Source organism: Cellulomonas carbonis, from assembly GCF_014636275.1.
In the GTDB taxonomy this organism is placed as follows: domain Bacteria; phylum Actinomycetota; class Actinomycetes; order Actinomycetales; family Cellulomonadaceae; genus Actinotalea; species Actinotalea carbonis.
The window spans coordinates 360556-381295 of the sequence record NZ_BMEB01000003.1 but is presented as its reverse complement, the minus strand read 5'-3'; the positions used below and the strand labels follow the sequence as shown (position 1 = coordinate 381295).

At 73.5% G+C, this 20740-nt stretch carries 18 protein-coding genes; 2 read left to right on the top strand and 16 right to left on the bottom strand.

The features are described 5' to 3' along the window. Positions 1-9: 9 nt before the first annotated feature. The 13 genes from nuoK to IEV86_RS11695 form a co-directional block, all read right to left on the bottom strand. Positions 10-309 (bottom strand): NADH-quinone oxidoreductase subunit NuoK, encoded by a 300-nt coding sequence (gene nuoK / locus IEV86_RS11755; RefSeq protein ID WP_043604798.1) that lies wholly within the window; start codon positions 307-309, stop codon positions 10-12. Beyond that, a complete protein-coding gene (locus IEV86_RS11750) occupies positions 306-1217 on the bottom strand; it encodes an NADH-quinone oxidoreductase subunit J (RefSeq protein ID WP_081978622.1) in 912 nt (303 codons plus the stop codon). The genes nuoK and IEV86_RS11750 overlap by 4 nt, the downstream gene beginning before the upstream one ends. Next, positions 1214-1918: an NADH-quinone oxidoreductase subunit NuoI gene (gene nuoI / locus IEV86_RS11745; protein WP_438501595.1), complete on the bottom strand. Its 705-nt coding sequence runs from the start codon at positions 1916-1918 to the stop codon at positions 1214-1216. Before nuoI ends, IEV86_RS11750 begins: the two co-directional genes overlap by 4 nt. Beyond that, positions 1911-3326, bottom strand: coding sequence for an NADH-quinone oxidoreductase subunit NuoH (nuoH, locus tag IEV86_RS11740; RefSeq protein WP_229734619.1), 1416 nt, complete (start codon positions 3324-3326; stop codon positions 1911-1913). Before nuoH ends, nuoI begins: the two co-directional genes overlap by 8 nt. Further along, positions 3326-5968, bottom strand: coding sequence for an NADH-quinone oxidoreductase subunit G (locus IEV86_RS11735; RefSeq protein ID WP_052426064.1), 2643 nt, complete (start codon positions 5966-5968; stop codon positions 3326-3328). The genes nuoH and IEV86_RS11735 overlap by 1 nt, the downstream gene beginning before the upstream one ends. Beyond that, the gene (gene nuoF, locus IEV86_RS11730; RefSeq protein ID WP_043604800.1) at positions 5965-7317 is read right to left on the bottom strand and encodes an NADH-quinone oxidoreductase subunit NuoF; all 1353 of its coding nucleotides are present in this window, start codon (positions 7315-7317) and stop codon (positions 5965-5967) included. Before nuoF ends, IEV86_RS11735 begins: the two co-directional genes overlap by 4 nt. Beyond that, positions 7317-8183: an NADH-quinone oxidoreductase subunit NuoE gene (nuoE, locus tag IEV86_RS11725; RefSeq protein ID WP_043604802.1), complete on the bottom strand. Its 867-nt coding sequence runs from the start codon at positions 8181-8183 to the stop codon at positions 7317-7319. The genes nuoF and nuoE overlap by 1 nt, the downstream gene beginning before the upstream one ends. Next, on the bottom strand, positions 8183-9559 hold the full coding sequence (locus tag IEV86_RS11720) for an NADH-quinone oxidoreductase subunit D (RefSeq protein ID WP_043604805.1): 1377 nt from the start codon (positions 9557-9559) through the stop codon (positions 8183-8185). The genes nuoE and IEV86_RS11720 overlap by 1 nt, the downstream gene beginning before the upstream one ends. After that, complete coding sequence (locus IEV86_RS11715) at positions 9559-10389, bottom strand: NADH-quinone oxidoreductase subunit C (protein WP_081978623.1); 831 nt, start codon at positions 10387-10389, stop codon at positions 9559-9561. The genes IEV86_RS11720 and IEV86_RS11715 overlap by 1 nt, the downstream gene beginning before the upstream one ends. After that, positions 10386-10940, bottom strand: coding sequence for a NuoB/complex I 20 kDa subunit family protein (locus IEV86_RS11710; protein ID WP_043604808.1), 555 nt, complete (start codon positions 10938-10940; stop codon positions 10386-10388). The genes IEV86_RS11715 and IEV86_RS11710 overlap by 4 nt, the downstream gene beginning before the upstream one ends. A gap of 118 nt (positions 10941-11058) precedes the next feature. Next, positions 11059-11421 carry an NADH-quinone oxidoreductase subunit A gene (locus IEV86_RS11705; protein ID WP_043604811.1) on the bottom strand — a complete coding sequence of 121 codons (363 nt, stop codon included), beginning with the start codon at positions 11419-11421 and terminating at the stop codon, positions 11059-11061. A gap of 55 nt (positions 11422-11476) precedes the next feature. Continuing rightward, complete coding sequence (locus tag IEV86_RS11700; RefSeq protein ID WP_043604813.1) at positions 11477-12772, bottom strand: geranylgeranyl reductase family protein; 1296 nt, start codon at positions 12770-12772, stop codon at positions 11477-11479. A gap of 142 nt (positions 12773-12914) precedes the next feature. Further along, entirely contained in the window at positions 12915-13607 is a 693-nt protein-coding gene (locus tag IEV86_RS11695; protein ID WP_043604817.1) for a demethylmenaquinone methyltransferase, read from the bottom strand. 41 nt (positions 13608-13648) lie between these two features. Between IEV86_RS11695 and IEV86_RS11690 the strand changes: the two genes are divergently transcribed. Then, complete coding sequence (locus IEV86_RS11690; protein ID WP_043604820.1) at positions 13649-14965, top strand: isochorismate synthase; 1317 nt, start codon at positions 13649-13651, stop codon at positions 14963-14965. A 117-nt stretch (positions 14966-15082) separates the two neighbouring features. Next, positions 15083-15505 carry a DoxX family protein gene (locus tag IEV86_RS11685; RefSeq protein WP_043604856.1) on the top strand — a complete coding sequence of 141 codons (423 nt, stop codon included), beginning with the start codon at positions 15083-15085 and terminating at the stop codon, positions 15503-15505. A gap of 240 nt (positions 15506-15745) precedes the next feature. Here the strand turns inward: IEV86_RS11685 and IEV86_RS11680 are convergent, their stop codons facing one another. From IEV86_RS11680 to IEV86_RS11670, 3 genes are all read right to left on the bottom strand, one after another. Then, a complete protein-coding gene (locus IEV86_RS11680; RefSeq protein WP_052426065.1) occupies positions 15746-17209 on the bottom strand; it encodes a S1C family serine protease in 1464 nt (487 codons plus the stop codon). Positions 17210-17298: 89 nt separating this feature from the next. Next, the gene (locus IEV86_RS11675; RefSeq protein WP_043604861.1) at positions 17299-19827 is read right to left on the bottom strand and encodes a glycoside hydrolase family 65 protein; all 2529 of its coding nucleotides are present in this window, start codon (positions 19825-19827) and stop codon (positions 17299-17301) included. A 110-nt stretch (positions 19828-19937) separates the two neighbouring features. Continuing rightward, entirely contained in the window at positions 19938-20651 is a 714-nt protein-coding gene (locus tag IEV86_RS11670) for an HAD family hydrolase (RefSeq protein ID WP_043604823.1), read from the bottom strand. Positions 20652-20740 lie beyond the last annotated feature (89 nt).

Sequence of the window (20740 nt, the reverse complement as noted above, 5' to 3'; positions counted from 1 at the left end):
ACCGGGTCCTCAGCTCTTCAGGAGGTTGACGTCGTCGACCGAGGCCGAGCGCCGGGTCCGGTAGATCGCCACGATGATCGCGAGCCCGACGACGACCTCCGCCGCGGCCACGACCATGACGAAGAACGCGACGACCTGTCCGGTGAGGTCACCGTGCATGCGCGCGAAGGTCACGAAGGCCAGGTTGGCGGAGTTGAGCATGAGCTCGATGCCGAGGAACACGATGATCGCGTTCCGGCGGACGAGCACCGTCGTCGCGCCGATCGTGAAGAGGATCGACGCGAGCACGAGGTAGTTCGCCAGGGTCATCGCACCTGCTCCTCACCCGTGATGGACCGCTGCGGCGGGGTCGAGCCCACGCCCTCGGGACCGCCGAGACCCTCGTCCGCGTCGCGCAGGTGGCGCGCCGCGCCGGCGGCGGTCGCGTCGAGGTGGACCTCCTCGACCGCGCGCTCCTGACCCCGGACGCGCAGGACGCGCGAGACCGAGGCGTCGAGCGGGCGTCCGTCGGGTCCGAGCGCCGGCACGTCCATCGCGTTCGACCGCGCGTAGACACCCGGCGCGGGCAGCGGCGTGAGCGTCTCGCCCGCGAGGATGCGGGCCTCGGAGCGCTCGCGCTGGCCGATCCGGCGCGTGATCCGCTCGCGGTGCGTCAGCACCAGCGCGCCGAGCGCGGCGGTCACGAGGAGGATGCCGACCACCTGCAGGTCGAAGACGAAGTCGCCGAAGATCACCTGCGCGACACCCACCGGGTTGGTCTCCGTGTTCGCGGCCTCGAGCCCCCGCGAGGCGAAGTCGCCCGCGTTGAGCACGACGCTGACGAGCACGACGCCGAGCCCGATCCCCAGGAGCGCGCTGATCCAGCGCTGACCCTTGATCGTCTCGGTGAGCGAGTCCGACGGGTCGACGCCGACGAGCATGAGGACGAACAGGAACAGCATCATCACGGCGCCCGTGTAGACGACCACCTGGACGACGCCGAGGAACGGCGCCTCCTGGGCCACGTACAGCACGGCGAGGCAGATCATGACGACGACGACGCTCATCGCGGCGTAGACCGTGCGGCGGGCGAACAGCAGCCCGAGCGCCGCGAGGACCATGACCGGGCCGATGACCCAGAACAGGACCGCCTCGGCCGACGACGTGCGGCCCGTGTCCGCGAGGGCAGTGCCGACGGGCCCGGCGGCGACGCCGCCGAGCGAGAGGAGTGCGCTCATCGGGTGGCCTCGCTCCGGGCGTCGGCGCGCCGCACGCTCTCCAGGGTCGGGTCGTCCGGCCGGTACTGCGCGACCCAGTCGATCTGCTCGGGCGTCGGGCCCGTGACGGCACCCGTGTAGTAGTCGGTGTCCTCGGTCCCCGGCACCATCGGGTGCGGTGCGGCGAGCATGCTGTCGGACAGCGGCGCGAGCAGGTCCTGCTTCTCGTAGATCATCCCCGCGCGCGACGGGCCGGCGAGCTCGTACTCGTTGGTCATCGTGAGCGCACGCGTCGGGCACGCCTCGATGCACAGCCCGCAGAAGATGCAGCGCAGGTAGTTGATCTGGTAGACGCGGCCGTACCGCTCACCGGGCGAGAACTGCGCGTCGGGCGTGTTGTCCGCACCCTCGACGTAGATCGCGTCCGCGGGGCACGCCCACGCGCACAGCTCGCAGCCGATGCACTTCTCGAGACCGTCCGGGTACCGGTTGAGCTGGTGCCGGCCGTGGTACCGCGGCTTGGTCGGCGCCTTCTCGAACGGGTACTGCTCGGTGACCGTCGGCTTGAACATGTTGGCGATGGTCACGCCGAAGCCGGCCACGGGTGCGAGAGCGCGCGCGACGGGCCCGCGCTCCTCGATGAGCGACTCGTAGGGCTCCGGGCTGCCGGCGCCGCCGACCTCACGGCCCCCCTCGTGCCGGCTGATGTCCTTGTCAGCCACGGGGCACCTCCTCCTCGCCGTCGGTGTCGTCGGTCGTGCCGTCCGGTGCGGGTCCGGCGGCCGTGATGGTCGCGGTGCCGGTCGGGCCGTCCCCCGCGTCCTGCGCGCGCTGCTCCGCCAGCCGCGCGCGCCGCGGCGACGGCGGCAGGACCTGACCGGGCAGCGGCGGCACAGGGTACCCGGCGGCGAACGCGTCGAGGACCTCGGGCTCGTCCGGCCGCTCGGGCTCAGGACGTCTGCGCTCGGGCAGCAGGAACGTGATCCCGACGACGACGAGCGCGGCGACGGCCAGGCCGATCAGCAGCGTGCGCAGGTCGACGTCCGTGAACTGGCGCACGCCCTGGATGATCGCCACGGCGACGATCCACGCGAGCGCGACCGGGATGAGGACCTTCCAGCCGAACGCCATGAACTGGTCGTAGCGGAAGCGCAGCAGCGTGCCGCGGATCCACACGAACAGGAACATGAAGAACCAGAGCTTGGCCAGGAACCACAGGACCGGCCACCAGCCCTCGTTGAACATGCCGTCGTTGATCGCCGACAGCGGCCACGGCGCACGCCAGCCGCCGAAGAACAGCGTCGTCGCGATCGCCGAGACGTTGAGCATGTTGATGTACTCGGCGAGGAAGAACCACGCGAACTTCATCGACGAGTACTCCGTCATGAAGCCCGACACGAGCTCGCCCTCGGCCTCGGGGAGGTCGAACGGGAGCCGGTTGACCTCCCCGACCATCGAGATGAAGTAGATGACGAACGCGGGCAGCAGCGGGATGAACCACCAGATCTGCTGCTGCGACCCGACGATCTGCGACGTCGACATCGAGCCCGCGAGCAGGAAGACGCTCACGAGCGACAGGCCCATCGCGAGCTCGTAGGAGATGACCTGGGCCGTCGAGCGCACGCCGCCGAGCAGCGGGTACGTCGAGCCCGAGGACCAGCCGCCGAGCACGATCCCGTACACGCCGAACGACGCGGCCGCGAGGATGTACAGCACGGCGACCGGGAAGTCGGTGAGCTGCAGCGGCGTGACGACGCCGAAGATGTTCACCGCGGGCCCCAGCGGGATGACCGCGAAGATCAGCAGCGACGCGAACACCGAGATCATCGGCGCGACGATGTAGACGACCTTGTCGGCCGCCTTGACGTTCATGTCCTCCTTGACGAGGAGCTTCATCGCGTCGGCGAGCGACTGCAGCAGCCCGAAGGGGCCGTGCACGTTGGGCCCCGGGCGGATCTGCATCCGCGCGACGACCTTCCGCTCGAACCAGATCGCGAAGAGCACGCTCGTCAGCAGGAAGACGACGATGCCGACCGCCTTGATCGCGACGATCCACCACGTGTCGTTGCTGAAGTCGGCCGCCGCGGCGGTGCCGCCGACCTGCGCCAGGACCCCCGGGCCCATCCCCATCACAGCCCCTTCCCGTCCGTCGTCGCCGGCGCGAGGCGCGCCGCCTCGACCCGGACGACCGCGCCGGCGTCCGCGCCGAGCGTCGAGCGCACCATGGACCCGGTCGAGTGCAGCGGGAGCCACACCACGCCGTCGGGCATCGGCGTGACCACGAGCGGCAGCGACACCTGACCGCGGTCCGTCCGCACCGTGACGACGTCACCCGTGCCGACGCCGAGCTCGGCGGCGTGCGCGGGCGACAGGCGTGCGACCGGGCGCTGCGCCGTCCCGGCGAGGAACCGCTCGCCGTCCTGGCAGCGACCCGCGTCGAGCAGCAGGTGCCACGTCGCGAGGACCGCCTCGCCCGCCCCGAGGGCCGGCGGCTCGGCGTACGCGACCTCGGGCGCCGCGCCGCGCGCACCGTCCCAGGCGGCCAGCTGGTCGATCTCGCGGTGCACCTGCGCGACGGTGCGCGTGCCGAGCGGCACGTCCATCGCGTCGGCGAGCGCGGCGAGCACCCGGTGGTCGGCCATGGCGGTCGACGTGAGCGCCTGCGGGAACGGCCGCGGGCGACCCTCCCAGTTGAGGAACGTGCCGGCCTTCTCGACCGGCGGCGCGACGGGCAGCACCACGTCGGCGAGCTCGCTCACCGCGGAGGACCGCACCTCGAGCGACACCAGGAAGCCGACCTGCGCGAACGCCCGCAGCGCGAGCGCCGGGTCGGGCAGGTCCGCGGGGTCCACGCCGCCGACGACGAGGCCGCCGAGCGTGCCGTCCGCCGCTGCCGCGACGATCGCCGAGGCGTCGCGCCCCGGCGTCGACGGGAGCTGGTCGACGCCCCACACGGCACCCATGTCGATGCGTGCGCGGGCGTCCTCGACGAGGCGACCGCCCGGCAGGAGGCCGGGCAGCGTGCCCATCTCGACGCCACCGCGCTCGCCCGCGCGGCGCGGGATCCACACCAGGCGCGCACCCGTCCGCTCGGCGAGGCGCAGCGCGGCGCTCAGACCGCCCGGCACGCCCGCGAGACGCTCGCCGACGACGACCACGGCATCGGGGCCGAGCGCCGCGGCCGCCTGGCCGAGCACGCCGTCGGCGCCCGGGGCCAGCGCGTCGAGGACCTCGGCCTCGGTGCCCGGGGCCGCCGGGACGAGCGTGCCGTCGAGCCGCGAGAGGCCGCGGCCCGCGAAGGGCGCGACCGAGAACACGCGCGCCTTGTGGCGCTGGACGGCCTTGCGCAGGCGGAGGAAGACGATGCCGCCCTCGTCCTCGGGCTCGAACCCGACGAGCAGCGTCGCCGGAGCCTTCTCGAGGTCCGCGAACGTCACGCCCATCGGCGTGCCGGCGACGTGGTGCGCGAGGAACGCCTCCTCCTCGGCGGAGTGCGTCCGCGCGCGGTGGTCGACGTCGTTCGTGCCGAGGACGACACGGGCGAACTTGGCGTACGCGTAGGCGTCCTCGACGGTCAGGCGGCCGCCGGGCAGCACCCCCACACCACCAGCGGCGCGTGCCGCCGCGAGACCCGTGGCCGCGGCGTCGAGCGCCTCGGACCAGCTCGCGGGCCGCAGCTCGCCGCGCGTCCCGTCGGGCAGCGTGTCGCGCACGTGCGGGACCGTCAGGCGGTCCGGCATGCCCTGCCACGTGAACGCGAAGCGGTCCTTGTCGGAGATCCACTCCTCGTTGACCGCCGCGTCCTCGAGCGCGAGCCGGCGCAGGACGACGCCGCGGCGGTGGTCCACGCGCAGCGCGGCGCCGTTGCTGTCGTGCTCGGAGACGCCGGGCGTCGACACGAGGTCGAACGGCCGCGAGCGGAACCGGTACGCGGCGTTGGTGAGCGCGCCGACCGGGCAGATCTGGATCGTGTTGCCCGAGAAGTACGACGCGAAGGGGCGTCCGGAGGTGTCGACCGTGGCCTGGCCCGCGGGGCCGGCCGGGTCCTGCGCCGGGAGGCCCATCGCGGCGTCGACGGGCGTCCCGTCGGGCTGCGCGCCGCGGTACACCTGGACCGGCTCGGCGCCGCCGAAGCCGAGCACGCCCGGGTCGAAGACGCCGACCTGCTGCTTGATGCCGCGCATCTGCAGGTCGATGAACGGGTCGCCCGCGATCTCCTCGGAGAACCGCGTGCACCGCTGGCACAGGACGCACCGCTCGCGGTCGAGCAGGATCTCGGTCGAGATCGCGACCGGCTTGGGGAACGTCCGCTTGGTGTCGTGGAACCGGCTCGTCGCACGACCGTTGCTCATCGCCTGGTTCTGCAGCGGGCACTCGCCGCCCTTGTCGCAGGTCGGGCAGTCGAGCGGGTGGTTGATGAGCAGGAGCTCCATCACCCCGTGCTGCGCCTTGTCCGCGACGGCCGACGTGCGCTGCGTGCGCACGACCATGCCGGGCGACGCCTCGAGCGTGCACGACGCCTGCGGCTTGGGCATCGGGCGGACGTTGCCCTCGCGGTCCGGCGTCGCGACCTCGACGAGGCACTGCCGGCACGCTCCGACGGGCTGCAGGAGCGGGTGGTCGCAGAAGCGCGGGATCTGGATCCCGATCTCCTCCGCGGCGCGGATCACGAGGGTGCCCTTGGGGACCGACACCTCGACGTCGTCGATGGTGAAGGTCACGAGGTCCGCGCGGGCCACCTCGGACGAGGTCTTTCCGGTGGTGGTCGTCATGCTCCTGCCGTTCCTGCGGAGGCACCCTCGAGCGCGGCGGGGCGCCGGCGCGGGGTGTAGGGGAACAGGGCCGAGGCGGCCGGGTCGAACGGGCAGCCCGCCCCGTCGATGTGCGCCTCGAACTCGGCGCGGAAGTACTGGAGCCCGGACGTGATCGGCGAGGTGGCGCCGTCGCCGAGCGCGCAGAACGCGCGGCCGAGGATGTTGTCGCAGACGTCGAGCAGGGTGTCGAGGTCCTCGCGGGTGCCCTCGCCGTCCTCGATGCGGTGGAGGATCTGCTTGAGCCACCACGTGCCCTCGCGGCACGGCGTGCACTTGCCGCAGGACTCGTGCTGGTAGAAGTCCGTCCAGCGCGAGATCGCGCGCACGACGCACGTCGTCTCGTCGAAGATCTGCAGCGCACGCGTCCCGAGCATGGACCCCGCCGCGCCGACCGACTCGTAGTCGAGCGGGACGTCGAGGTGCTCGGCCGTGAACAGCGGCGTCGAGGACCCCCCCGGGGTCCAGAACTTGAGCTCGTGGCCCTCGCGGACGCCGCCCGCCATCTCGAGCAGCTCGCGCAGCGTGATGCCGAGCGGGGCCTCGTACTGCCCCGGCCGGACGACGTGGCCCGAGAGCGAGAACAGGCCGAAGCCCGCCGACTTCTCGGTCCCCATCGAGCGGAACCAGTCGACGCCCTTGCCGATGATCGCGGGCACCGACGCGATGCTCTCGACGTTGTTGACGACCGTGGGGCGCGCGTACAGGCCCGCGACGGCCGGGAACGGCGGCTTGAGACGCGGCTGACCGCGACGACCCTCGAGCGAGTCGAGCAGCGCCGTCTCCTCACCGCAGATGTAGGCGCCCGCGCCCGCGTGCACCGTGACGTCGAGGTCGTACCCCGAGCCGAGCACGTCCTTGCCGAGGTAGCCCTTCTCGTACGCGTCCTCGACCGCCTGGAGCAGGCGGCGGTAGACGTGCACGACCTCGCCGCGCAGGTAGATGAAGGCGTGGTTGCAGCCGATCGCGAACGACGTGATCGCGACGCCCTCGAGCAGCAGGTGCGGCGACGCCATCATCAGCGGGATGTCCTTGCAGGTGCCCGGCTCCGACTCGTCCGCGTTGACGACGAGGTAGCGCGGCCCGCCGTCGGGCTGCGGGAGGAAGCTCCACTTGAGGCCCGTCGGGAACCCGGCGCCGCCTCGACCGCGCAGGCCCGAGTCCTTGACCGCGGTGACGATGTCCGCCGGAGCCATCGTGAGGGCCTTGCGGAACGCCTGGTAGCCGTCGTGGGACTCGTACGTCGACAGGCTCCACGGCCGCTGCGCACCCCACGTGGCGCTGAGCACCGGGCTGAGGGTCGTCGTCATCACGCCTCCTCGGACTTGCCGGCGTCGCGGCCGGTCTCGGTGTCGGCGGTCCCGCCGCTCGGCGGCGCGGCCGGCTGGTCGACGCTCGAGTGCTCGCCGCCGGTGCCGGCCGTGGTCGGGACCTGCGACGCGACGGGCTCGGGGACCGCCGGCGACGACGGCAGCGACGGCTCGTCGCCGCCGCCCGCGTCGACGTGACCGGGCGCCGTCCAGCCCTTCTCGTTCGCGAGCCGCAGGCCCACGAGGGTCGCGTCGCCCGCGCCGACGCCCTCGTCCGCGCGGCCGTCGTTGAAGCCCGCGAGCACGCGCGACATCTGCTTGAAGGTGCACACCGAGGACGCACCGCGCGTCGGCGCGACCGGCTCGCCCGCCCGCAGGCGGTCGGCGACCTGCTTGGCCGACTCGGGCGTCTGGTTGTCGAAGAACTCCCAGTTGACCATCACGACCGGCGCGTAGTCGCACGCGGCGTTGCACTCGATGCGCTCGAGCGTGATCGCGCCGTCGGGCGTGGTCTCGTCGTGGCCCACGCCCAGGTGGTCCGAGAGCTCGTCGAAGATCGCGTCGCCGCCCATGACGGCGCACAGCGTGTTGGTGCACACGCCGACCGTGTACTCGCCGTTGGGGTGGCGCTTGTACTGCGTGTAGAACGTCGCGACGGCCGACACCTCGGCCGTGCTCAGGCCCAGCACCTGCGCGCAGAACGCGATGCCGTCCGGGCTGACGTAGCCGTCCTCGGACTGCACGAGGTGCAGCAGCGGCAGGAGCGCCGACATCGGGTCCGGGTACCGCGCCTTGGCGGTCTCCGCGTCGCGCGTCATGCGCTCGAGCTTCGCGCCCTCGTAGGGCTCGTACGACGTGGTCGCCATCAGCGGTCCACCCCTCCCAGCACGGGGTCCAAGGCCGCGACCGCGACGACGACGTCGGCCACCTGGCCGCCCTCGCACATGAGCGACACGCCCTGCAGGTTGTTGAACGACGGGTCGCGGAAGTGCGCCCGGTACGGCCGCGTCCCGCCGTCGGAGACGAGGTGCGCGCCCAGCACGCCGCGCGGGTGCTCGACGGCCTGGAAGACCTGGCCGGCGGGGACCCGGAAGCCCTCGGTCACGATCTTGAAGTGGTGGATGAGCGCCTCCATCGAGGTGCCCATGATCGTCCGGATGTGGTCGAGCGAGTTGCCCATGCCGTCCGAGCCGATCGCGAGCTGCGCGGGCCACGCGATCTTCTTGTCGGCCACCATGACGGGGCCCGGGCCGATGGCCTGGAGCCGGTCGAGCGCCTGCTCGACGATCCGCATGGACTGGTAGCACTCCTCGATCCGCAGGACGGTCCGCGAGAAGGAGTCGGCGTCCGTCGACGTCGGGACGTCGAAGTCGTACGTCTCGTAGCCGCAGTACGGGTCGGCCTTGCGCAGGTCGTACGGCAGTCCGGCGGACCGCAGGACCGGCCCCGTGATCCCGAGCGCCATGCAGCCCGCGAGGGACAGGTGCCCGACGCCGACCGTGCGCCCCTTGTAGATCGGGTTGCCGAGCATGAGGTCCTCGAGCTCGCGGATGTACCCGCGCATCGTCCCGAGGGCCTCACGGATCGTGTCGAGGGCACCCGGCGGGATGTCCTGCACGACGCCGCCCGGGCGGACGTACGCGTGGTTCATGCGCAGGCCCGTGACCAGCTCGAAGATCTTGAGGATCTCCTCGCGGGCGGTGAAGCCCGTCGTCATGATCGTCGTCGCGCCGAGCTCGTTGCCGCCGGTCGCGAGGCACACGAGGTGCGACGAGATCCGGTTGAGCTCCATCATCAGGACGCGGATGACGGTCGCGCGCTCGGGGACGTCGTCGGCGATGCCGAGCAGCCGCTCGACGCCGAGGCAGAACGCCGTCTCCTGGAAGAAGCTCGCCAGGTAGTCCATGCGCGTGCAGAACGTGGGGCCCTGGGACCAGGTCCGGTACTCCATGTTCTTCTCGATGCCGGTGTGCAGGTAGCCGATGCCGCAGCGGGCCTCGGTCACCGTCTCGCCGTCGATCTCGAGCATGAGGCGGAGCACGCCGTGCGTCGACGGGTGCTGCGGACCCATGTTGACGACGATGCGCTCCTCGCCCAGGCGCGCGGCCTCCTCGGCGATCTCGGACCAGTCGCCGCCGGTCGCCTCGAACGACGGGACGTCCTCGACGCCGTCGTCGACGATCGAGCCCGCGGCCCGCGGGGTGCCCTGAGCGCCGTGGGCGCTCGACGTGGTGGAAGACATCAGCTGTACGACCTCCGCGTGTCGGGCGGCGGGATGTGCGCGCCCTTGTACTCGACGGGGATGCCGCCGAGCGGGTAGTCCTTGCGCTGCGGGTGACCGGGCCAGTCGTCCGGCATCTCGATCCGCGCCAGGCCGGGGTGCCCGTCGAAGACGATCCCGAAGAAGTCCCAGGTCTCGCGCTCGTGCCAGTCGTGGCCCGGGTACACCGCGACGCTCGACGGGATGTGCGGGTCCTCCTCGGGGACCGCGACCTCGAGCCGGACGCGGCGCGAGTGGGTCACCGAGTACAGGTGGTAGACCGCGTGGAGCTCGCGGCCCGTGTCGTGCGGGTAGTGCACGCCCGAGACGCCCAGGCCGAGCTCGAAGCGGAGGTCCTGGTCGTCGCGCAGCGCGCGGCACACCGTGACGAGGTGCTCGCGCCGCACGAAGAGCGTGAGCTCCTCGCGGTCGACGACGACCTTCTCGACCGCGTCGTCGAACGCCGTGCCGCCCTCGCCGAGGACCTCGGCGAGCAGGTCGACGACCTCGTCGAAGTACCCGCCGTAGGGCCGCTCGCTCGGACCGGGCATCGCGATGGTGCGGACGAGCCCGCCGTAGCCGCTCGTGTCGCCGCCCTGAGCGCTGCCGAACATGCCCGTCCGGACGGCGACGACGTCGAGCTGCGCACGGGCGCCCGGGTCGGCCGGCAGGTTCTGCGAGCCGCCCTCGTGCGCGGCCTCGGTCGCCGTCTGGGGCGTGTCGGCGGCCGGCGTGCCGACCGGGCCGTCGCCCGCCTTGGCCGCCGCGGCGGCGTCCTTCGCCTCGCGGGGTGCGTCCGTCGCGTCGCTCACCGCAGCAGACCCTTCATCTCGGACGTGGGGGTGGCCCGCAGCGCGGCCTCCTCCGCGGCGCGCGCCGCGGCCTCGCGGTTGACGCCGAGGGGCTCGTTGCGCACCTGCTCGTGCAGCGTGAGGATCGCGTTGAGCAGCATCTCGGGCCGCGGCGGGCAGCCGGGCAGGTAGATGTCGACCGGGACGATGTGGTCGACGCCCTGGACGATCGCGTAGTTGTTGAACATCCCGCCGCTCGACGCGCACACGCCCATCGACAGGACCCACTTGGGCGCCGCCATCTGGTCGTAGACCTGCCGGACGACGGGCGCCATCTTCTGGCTCACGCGCCCGGCGACGATCATCAGGTCGGCCTGGCGCGGCGACGCGCGGAAGACCTCCATGCCGAAGCGCGAGAGGTCGAACCGCGGCGTGCCCGCAGCCATCATCTCGATCGCGCAGCAGGCGAGGCCGAAGGTCACCGGCCACATCGACGCCTTGCGGGTCAGGCCGACGGCCTTCTCCAGGGTCGTCAGCAGGAACCCGGACGGAGCTGCTTCCTCGATGCCCACGGTGTCCTCCTTCCTTCGTCAGCGCTCGTGCGCGTGCTGGGTGCGTGCTCGCGTGCCCGCGGCTGGTGGCCGCCCGCCGGGGCGGACGCCTCCGCGCGCCGGTGGTGGTGCGGCGGGGTCAGTCCCACTCGAAGCCGCCGCGCCGCCACTCGTACACGAACGGCACGGTGATCAGGGTGAGGAACGTCAGCATCGAGACGACGCCGAAGAGCCCGAGCTGGCCGAACGCGACCGCCCAGGGGTACATGAAGACGACCTCGATGTCGAAGATGATGAAGGTCATCGCGACGAGGTAGTACTTGATCGGGAACCGGCCGCCGCCGACGGCGTGCGGCGTCGGGTCGATGCCGCACTCGTAGGCCTCGAGCTTGGCGCGGTTGTACCGCCGCGGGCCGATGATCCAGCTGGCCCCCACGCCGCCGAGCGCGAGGACCGCGGCGACGCCCATGAGGACGAGCAGCGGGACGTACGGGTTGCTCATCGTGCCCTCCAGTGGTGCCGGCGACCGGCGTCGGTCCTGGCCGAGTCTCGTGCGCTCATGCCGCAGGCGCAATTCTCGACAGCGCGCTGATCATGCGGTCCGAGACGTCGCCGCCCCGGGGCTCGTACACGTCGGCGAGCAGCTTGAGCGTCAGGCGCATGAGCGCGGGGCGCGGGAGGCCGTACCGCGTGAGGAACCGCATGATCTCCGGCTTCTCGATGATCGCGGTGAAGACGCGCCCGAGCGAGTAGTAGCCGCCCAGCTCGTCGGCCATGATCCGCGGGTACGTCCCGAGGGTCGCCTCGCGCGCGGCGTCGGTGCGGCGCGAGCGGGCCTGCGCGACGACCTCGGCCGCGATGCGCGCGGCCTGCATCGCGTACGCGATGCCCTCGCCGTTGAACGGGTTGACCATGCCGCCCGAGTCCCCGACGAGCAGGACGCCGCGCGTGTAGTGCGGCTTGCGGTTGAACGCCATCGGCAGCGCGGCGCTGCGCACCGGGCCGACCTGGTTCTCGGGCGTGAACTCCCACTCCGCGGGCGTGTTCGCGACCCAGCGCTGGAGCAGGTCCTTGAAGTCGGTCTTCGTCGTCGTCGCGCGCGAGCTCACCGTGCCGAGGCCGACGTTCGCGGTGCCGTCACCCAGGCCGAAGATCCAGCCGTAGCCGGGCAGGAGCTTGGACCGGCCGGGCTCGCCGTCCCACAGCTCGAGGTGCGACTCCATCCAGTCGTCGTCGTGCCGCGGGGTGCGGAAGTACGTGCGGACCGCGACGCCCATCGGCCGGCGCGGGTCCTTCTCGATGCCGAGCGCGAGCGCGAAGCGCCCGGACACGCCGTCGGCGGCGATGACGACGGGGGCGCGGAACGTCTGCTCGTCGCCCGCGCGCCGGCCGTTCGCGTCGACCGGACGGGCCGTGACGCCGACGACACGCCCCGTGCGCTCGTCGACCACAGGCCCCGTGACGTTCATCTGCTCCTGGATCCGCGCGCCCGCCTTCGCGGCGTGCCGGGCGAGCGTCTCGTCGAAGTCCTTGCGCGTGCGGCACACGCCGTAGTCCGGGAACGACTCGAGCTCGGGCCACGGCAGCTCGATGCGGTGCCCGCCGCCGATGACGCGCAGGCCCTTGTTGCGGATCCAGCCGTCCTCCTCGCGGAGCGGCACGCCCATCGCGACGAGCTCGCGGACGGTGCGGGGCGTGAAGCCGTCGCCGCAGACCTTCTCGCGCGGGAACGCCGTCTTCTCCAGGACGAGGACGTCGAGTCCCGCCGTCGCGAGGTAGTACGCCGCCGTGGACCCGCCGGGACCTGCTCCGACGACGATGACGTCGGCGTCATCGATGCGAGCACTCACCACGCGGCCGTCCTTGTGAAGACCTTCACGAACACAACGTCCCCAAGTCTAACCGCGACCTCCCAGCGTGTCTGGTGAGGCTTGCCTTCCTCAAGGGACCAGGGTCCCCGTGGGAAACCGCGCTCGCCTGCGCTCGACGCAGGCCTCACACCGGCCGCGTCGCGCGGTGCATCGCGACGACGCCGCCGGTCAGGTTGCGGTACGCGACGTCCGTCCAGCCCGCGCGGCGCACGAGCCGGCCGAGCCCCTCCTGGTCGGGCCACTGCTGGATCGACTCGGCGAGGTACACGTAGGCGTCGGGCTCCTTGGACACCGCGCGCGCCAGGGGCGGCAGGGCGCGCATGAGGTACTCCATGTAGACCGTCCGGAACGGGCCCCAGGTGGGCGTCGAGAACTCGGTCACGACGAGCCGTCCGCCCGGGCGCGTCACGCGGAGCATCTCGCGCAGCGCACCCTCGGTGTCCACGACGTTGCGGAGGCCGAACGAGATGGTGACCGCGTCGAACGAGGCGTCGGCGAAGGGCAGCCGCGTCGCGTCGCCCGCGGTGAAGGGCAGGTCCGGCCGGCGTCGCTTGCCCTCGGTGAGCATCCCGAGCGACAGGTCGCAGGGGACGACGTGCACCCCCGCCGTCACGAACGGCTCGCTGGACGTCCCCGTCCCCGCCGCGAGGTCGAGCACGCGGTCCCCCGCGCGCGCGTCGACCGCCATGATCGTCGCCGTGCGCCACCGTCGGTCCTGACCGAGCGAGATGACGTCGTTCGTCAGGTCGTAGCGGCGGGCGATCCCGTCGAACATCGCGGCGACCTCGTGGGGTCGCTTGTCGAGGCTGGCGCGCATGCCGGTCAGTCTCTCAGGCGCCAGGACCTACCCTTGTCGCGATGAGCACCCACCCCTCCTCGGGCCGTCACGCCGAGGAGCTCCACGCGGACCAGGCGGCCGGCCCGCTCGTCGCGCGTACCGTCGCGGTGGACGTCGACTCGCTCCCCGCGGACCTGCTCGACCTGCTCCCCGCCGACGGCGGCCTCGCGTGGCTGCGCCGCGGCGACGGCATGGTCGCGTGGGGTGAGCTGCTCCGCGTGCCCACGGCCGGTCCCGAGCGCTTCGCGGCCGCCGAGGGTGCGTGGCGACGCCTCGTCGCGCACGCCGTGGTGCGGGACGAGGTCGGCGTGCCGGGCTCGGGTCCCGTCGCGTTCGGCTCCTTCGCGTTCGCCGCCGGGTCGCCCGCGGGCGGCGTCCTCGTCGTGCCGCGCGTCGTCGTGGGCCGCCGCGGGCACGTCGCGTGGGTCACGACGCTCGCGCTCGGCGGCGTCGCCGCGCCGCCCGTCGTCGTCGTGCAGGACCCGCCGGCCGCGCCCGGCGACGTCGACTACGCGGACGGCTCGCTCGACCCGACCGCGTGGCAGGACGCGGTCGCGACCGCGGTCGGACGGATCCGCGCGGGCGAGCTCGAGAAGGTCGTCCTCGCACGCGACGTCGTCGCGCGCACCGCCGAGCCGCTCGACGCGCGCTGGGTGCTGCACCGGCTGTCCGACGACTACCCGACGTGCTGGACGTTCGCCGTCGACGGTCTGCTCGGCGCGACCCCCGAGCTCCTGCTGCGCAGCGAGAAGGGCCTCGTCACCTCGCGCGTGCTCGCCGGGACCATCCGCCGGACCGGCGACGACGAGGCCGACATGGCGCGCGCCGCGATCCTCGCGCACTCCTCGAAGGACCTCGAGGAGCACGAGTACGCCGTCGAGTCGCTCACGCACGCGCTCGACCCGTTCTGCTCGTCGACCAACGTGCCCGAGACGCCGTTCGTGCTGCACCTGCCGAACGTGCTGCACCTCGCGACCGACGTCACGGGCGTCCTGCGCGGCGTCGACGGCGACCACCCCACGAGCCTCGCGATCGCGGCGGCGCTGCACCCGACGGCCGCGGTCGCCGGCACCCCGACCACCGCGGCGTGCGCGCTGATCGGCGAGGTCGAGGGCATGGACCGCGCCCGCTACGCGGGACCCGTCGGGTGGATGGGCGCCGACGGCGACGGGGAGTGGGGCATCGCGCTGCGCTCCGCCGAACTCGACCCGGAGGACGCGCACCGCCTGCGGCTGTTCGCGGGCTGCGGGATCGTCGCGGCGTCCGACCCGCGCGCCGAGCTCGCCGAGTCGGAGGCGAAGCTCGAGCCGATGCGGCACGCGCTCGCCGCCGACTGACGCGCGGCGACCACCCGTCGTACGGTGGCGGTCCGCCCCACCCGAGGAGCCGCCGTGCCCGCCGTGCCCGCCGTGCCCGCCGAGCAGCCGGCGCCCGTCCGTCGCCCGTCGGGACGCGTGCCCGCTCCGTCGGGCCCTGCCCGCACCGTCGGCAGGGTGCTGCTCGGGGCGGCGCTCACGTTCGCGGGGGTGAGCCACCTCGCGTGGGCGCGCGAGGAGTTCCGCGCCCAGGTGCCGCCCTGGTTCCCGGCCGACGCCGACGACGTCGTCGTGGTGTCCGGCGTGGTGGAGGTGGTGCTCGGGACCGCGCTCGTGGTCGCGCCGCGCCGCCTGCGGCCCGTCGTCGGCGCGGTCGTCGCGGCGTTCCTCGTCGCGGTGTTCCCGGGCAACGTCTCGCAGTGGATCACCGGGACCGACGCGTTCGGGCTCGACACCGACACGAAGCGGCTCGTGCGCCTGCCGTTCCAGCCCCTGCTCGTCGTGTGGGCGCTGTGGTCCACGGGCGCGTGGGCCGCGTGGCGCTCGCGCCGCCGCCGCTGACCGGGCGGGCCCGGGCATGACGGGACCCCGGCCCGGCGGAGGGAGTGGCCGCCGGGCCGGGGTGCCGTCGCTCCGCCGGGTGGGCGGAGGGTCGGGCCCGAAGGGGAGACGGGCCCGGACTGGTCCCCTGCACCGGAGGGGGAGCCGGCGCAGGGGGGTCGTGCCCGGCCCGACGGTGGGGGACCCGCCGGGCCGGGAGCGTGGACGGGCGCCGTGCGGCGCGCCCGCGTGCGGTGCCGATCAGCGGCCGAAGAGCTCCTCGAGGTCTTCGGGCGTGATGCCCGGCGGGAGCTGCGGGGTGCTCTCCTGCTGCTGGGGGGTCGCGGTGGTCTCAGGCCGCTCGGCGAGCGTCACCTGGACCTCGGTCGACGTGCCGTCCCGGACCACGGTGAGCGTCACGTCGCTGCCGACGGCGCGCTCGCGGACGAAGGCCGTGAGGGACTCGGCCCCGCTCACCGCGTCGCCGTCGACCGCCACGACGACGTCGCCGACGCGCACCCCGGCCTCCGCGGCGGGCGTCCCGTCGGACACCTGCTCGACGACGGCGCCCCGCCGCGCGACGCCGTCGGTCTCGGCCGTGCCGTCGCTCAGGCTGACGCCGAGGTAGGCGTGCGACGCCTCGCCGTCGGCGATCAGCTCGGCGCCCACGCGGTCGGCGAGGTTCGACGGGATCGCGAAGCCCAGCCCGATCGACCCGGTGGAACCGCCGGCCCCGGTCGGCATGCTCGCGATGGAGGAGTTGATGCCGATGACGCGGCCCGAGGCGTCGAACAGCGGGCCGCCGCTGTTGCCGGGGTTGATCGCGGCGTCGATCTGGATCGCGTTGGTGACGACCGTGAGGTCGCTCCCGTCGCTCGTCGTCACGGGCCGGTCGAGCGCCGAGACGATGCCCGTGGTCACGGTCGAGTCGAGGCCCAGCGGGTTGCCCACGGCCATGACCGGCTCGCCCACCTCGACGTCGTCCGAGTCGCCCAGGGTCGCGGGCTCGAGGTCCGACGGCGGGTCGGTGAGCACGATGACCGCGAGGTCGGTCGTGGCGTCGGTCCCGACGACCGTCGCGGCGAGCACCCGCCCGTCGGCGAGCGTCACGCGCAGGCCGCCGTCGACCGCGCCGGAGACGACGTGGTGGTTCGTGAGGATGTGGCCCTCGGCGTCGATGACGACGCCCGAGCCGGCGCCGCCGCCCGACGAGGTCTGCACGTCGATCGCGACGACGCTCGGACGGACAGCGTCGGCGACGGCCTGCCAGTCCGGCGTCCCGGTGGACGAGGTCGGCACCGTCGAGGACTCAGCGGCCTCCTGGCCGAGCGTCGGGACGACCGCCGTCGTCTCCTCCGGCTCGAAGGCTCCCGTCAGGCCCGCGGTGAGCAGGCTCGCGCTGAGCGCGGCGGCCGTCGCGGTCGCGGCCATCGGGACCCACCCGGGGCGACGGCGGGGCGGGGCCGCGACCGACGTCGTCGTGGGGGGCAGGGGCGGCGCGCCGTGCGAGCCGTACGGGTCGGGCCGGACGCCGAACGCCGCTCCCGGCGGCGGCGGCGGGGCCTGCGGTGCGTGCTGGGCGCCCTGCGGCGCGTGCTGGGGGTGCGGCGCGGCCTGCGGACCGGCCTCGGACGCCTGCCGGGGTGCGTGGGGTGCGCTCCAGCCCTGGCCGGGCGCCGCGGTGCCCCACGGGGTGCGCTCGTCGTGCTGCGGGGTGGTGGTCATGTGTCCTCCTCGGTTCCGGGGACCACGACACACCACGGGGCTTGCGCACCCCTGGGAGGCGCCTGGGAGTTCGCTGGGACGGCAGCCGCTCACCGCACCGGGGCGTCGGCCTCCACCTGCGGGTCCGTCCCCGACGGCTCGGGGACGGAGGAGGTCACGACCGAGCCGTCGGGGCGCACCGTGTCGTGCTGCGCGTAGGGGTCGGGCCTGCCGGGGATCCGCGGCCCCTGCCCGTCGAGGGGGACGACGACGGCCTCGGTGCCCGCGGCGCCGACGGCGTGCTCGACGCCGCGCACGAGGACGGTCGCGCCCGCGCCGGCCTCGGTGACGAGCTCGATCGCGTCGGCACGCACCGTGACGCGCAGGCGCGTCTCGTGCAGCGTGACCCGGAAGGTGACGGCCTCCCACTGCGCGGGGAGCCGCGGGTCGAACGACGTGCGTCCGCCGGGGAGCCGCCGCATGCCGGCGAACCCGTGCACGAGCATGCTCCACACCCCGCCCGCGGACGCGACGTGCACGCCGTCGGCGGTGTTCCCGTGGCGGTCGGCGAGGTCGACGAAGAGCGCGTCGTGGAAGTAGTCCAGCGCGAGCTCGTGGTACCCCACCTCGGCCGCCATGATCGACTGCACGACCGCGGAGAGGCTCGAGTCGCCGGTCGTGATGGGCTCGTAGTACTCGAAGTCGGCGCGCTTGAGCTCGGGGCTGAAGTCCTCGCCCCGGAGGAACGTCGCGAGCACGACGTCGGCCTGCTTGAGCACCTGGAAGCGGTAGATGACGAGCGGGTGGTAGTGCAGCAGCAGGGGCCGACGGTCCGGGGGCGTGCTGCGCAGGTCCCACACCTCGCGCTCGTGGAACTGCGCGTCCTGCGGGTGGATCCCCAGGTGCTCGTCGTACGGGATCGCCATCGCGTCCGCGACGCGCAGCCACTCGTCGACCTCGTCGGCCCCGAGCCCGAGGCGCACGACCATGCGCGCGTGCTGCTCGGGCCACGCGCGCTCGAGGTGGCGCACCGCCGACGCCGCCGCGCGCAGGTTCATGCGCGCCATGACGTTCGTGTAGAGGTTGTCGTTGACGACCGTCGTGTACTCGTCCGGGCCCGTCACGCCGTGGATGTGGAAGCTGCCCGCGCCCTCGCCCCGCCAGAAGCCCAGACCGGCCCACAGGCGGGCCGTCTCGACGAGGACGTCGACGCCCTCGCGAGCGAGGAACTCCTCGTCGCGCGTCACGTCGACGTACGCCTGGAGCGCGTACGCGATGTCGGCGTTGATGTGGTACTGCGCGGTCCCCGCGGCGTAGTACGCGGAGGCCTCGGCGCCGTTGATCGTCCGCCACGGGAACAGCGCGCCGCCCTCGTTGAGCTCGCGCGCCCGGCTCTGCGCCGCGGGCAGCATCGTGTACCGGAAGCGCAGCGCGTTCCTCGCCATGATCGGCGACGTGTAGATGAGGTACGGGACGACGTAGATCTCGGTGTCCCAGAAGTAGTGCCCGCCGTACCCGCTCCCCGTCAGGCCCTTGGCCGGGATGCCGCTGCCCTCCGCGCGGCCCGCCGCCTGGGCGACCTGGAACAGGTTCCACCGGACGGCCTGCTGCACCGACGGCTCGCCGGGCACCTCGACGTCGGACCGCTGCCAGTAGCCGTCGAGCCACGTGCGCTGGTCGGCGAGCTGCTTGTCGACGCCCTCGGCCCCGACGCGGTCGAGCGTGCGCTCGCAGCGGTCCGCGAGCTCGCTCGCGGGCACCTCGCGCGAGGTGTGGTAGCTCACGAGCTTGGTGACCGTCAGCGTCCGGCCGGGCTGGGCCTGCGCGCGGACGTCGGTGGTCGCGAGGTCACCCGTGACGACGGTCGTCGTCGTCGCACCATCGCCCTCGACGAGGTGGTGGACCCCGACGCCCAACGTCATCCCCGAGGTGGCGCACCGGTACGCGAGCACCGCGCGGTCGCCGGCGCGGCGGTGCTCGACCGGTTCCAGGACGCGGTGCGCGAGGCGCTCACCGCGGCGCGGGTCGGCCGGACCTTCGCCCCCGCCGCCGTTCCCGTTCCCGTTGCCGTCCGCGCCACCTCGCCCCACGCCGTCGCCGTGCAGGCCACCGTGCAGCTCGTCGGTCGCGTACCTGTTCACGACCTGCGACGTCACGACGACCGGCGCGGGCGCGTCGAGGAGCGTCACCGACAGGGTGAGCACCGCGAGGTGCCGCTGCGTGAAGGACACCATGCGCTGCGACCGGACGTGCACGCGGTTGCCGCTGGGCGTGCGCCACACGAGGTCACGCGTCAGCACGCCGTCGGCCATGTCGAGCGTCCGCTCGTAGTCGACGAGCTCGGCGACCGACAGCAGCAGGGGCTCGTCGTCGACGTGCAGGCGCATGACGGTCGCGTCCGGGACGTCGACCATGGTCTGCCCGACCTCGGCGAGCCCGTACGCGGCCTCGGCGTGCTGGATGCGCCACGTCTCGTGGAACCCGTTGACGTACGTCCCGTGCTGGTGCGCGGGGCGTCCCTCCTCGAGGGTCCCGCGGATGCCGAGGTAGCCGTTGCCGACGGCGAACAAGGTCTCGGTGCGCCCCAGGTCGTCCGCGTCGAACACGCGCTCCGTGAGCCGCCAGGGGTGGCACGGCATGCGCGACCGGTCGAGCGGATCGGGCCCACCCACGTACCGGCGGTAGCCGACGACCCGCTCCGTCGCCCCGTCGGCCTCGGGCAGGTGCCGGTGCTCCTCGCGCGCTGCGCTCATGCGAGCAGCTCGGCCAGGTCCTGGACGACGACGTCGGCGCCTGAGTCGATCAGCACGTCGGCACCCGCACCGCGGTCGACCCCGACGACGAGCCCGAAGCCGCCCGCGCGACCGGCGGCGACGCCGGAGACCGCGTCCTCGACGACGACGGCGCGCGCCGGTGGCACGCCGAGCCGGGACGCCGCTCGCAGGAAGGTGTCGGGTGCGGGCTTGCCCGGCAGGTGCTCCGCCGCGGCCACCGTGCCGTCGACGACGACACCGAAGCGCCCGGCGAGCCCCGCGGCGCCGAGGACCGCGGGCGTGTTGCGCGAGCTCGACACGACCGCCATCGCGACGCCGCGCCGCTCGAGGTCGTCGACGACGCGCACCGATCCCGGGTAGGGCTCGACGCCCTCGCGCTCGAGGACCTCGTTGACCATCGCGTTCTTCGTGTTGCCGAGGCCGCACACGGTCGGCGTGCCCGGCGGGTCGCCCGGCAGCCCCTCCGGCAGGCGCACGCCGCGCGACGCGAGCGTCGCGCGGACACCGTCGTACCGGGGCCGGCCGTCGACGTGCGCGAAGTAGTCCTCGTCGGTGTACGGCGGCTCGATCCCGTGCGTCGAGAAGTACCCGCGGAACATGAGCTCCCACGCCCGCATGTGGACCGCGGCCGTCGGCGTGAGCACGCCGTCCAGGTCGAACAGCACGGCCTCGGCCTCGTCCCAGCGCACGAGCCGACGGTACTGCGACCTGCTCCGCCGCGCGGGTCGGGAGCGCGGACGGGCCCGTGGGTGGTGCGCACCGGCGGGGCGCCCGTGCG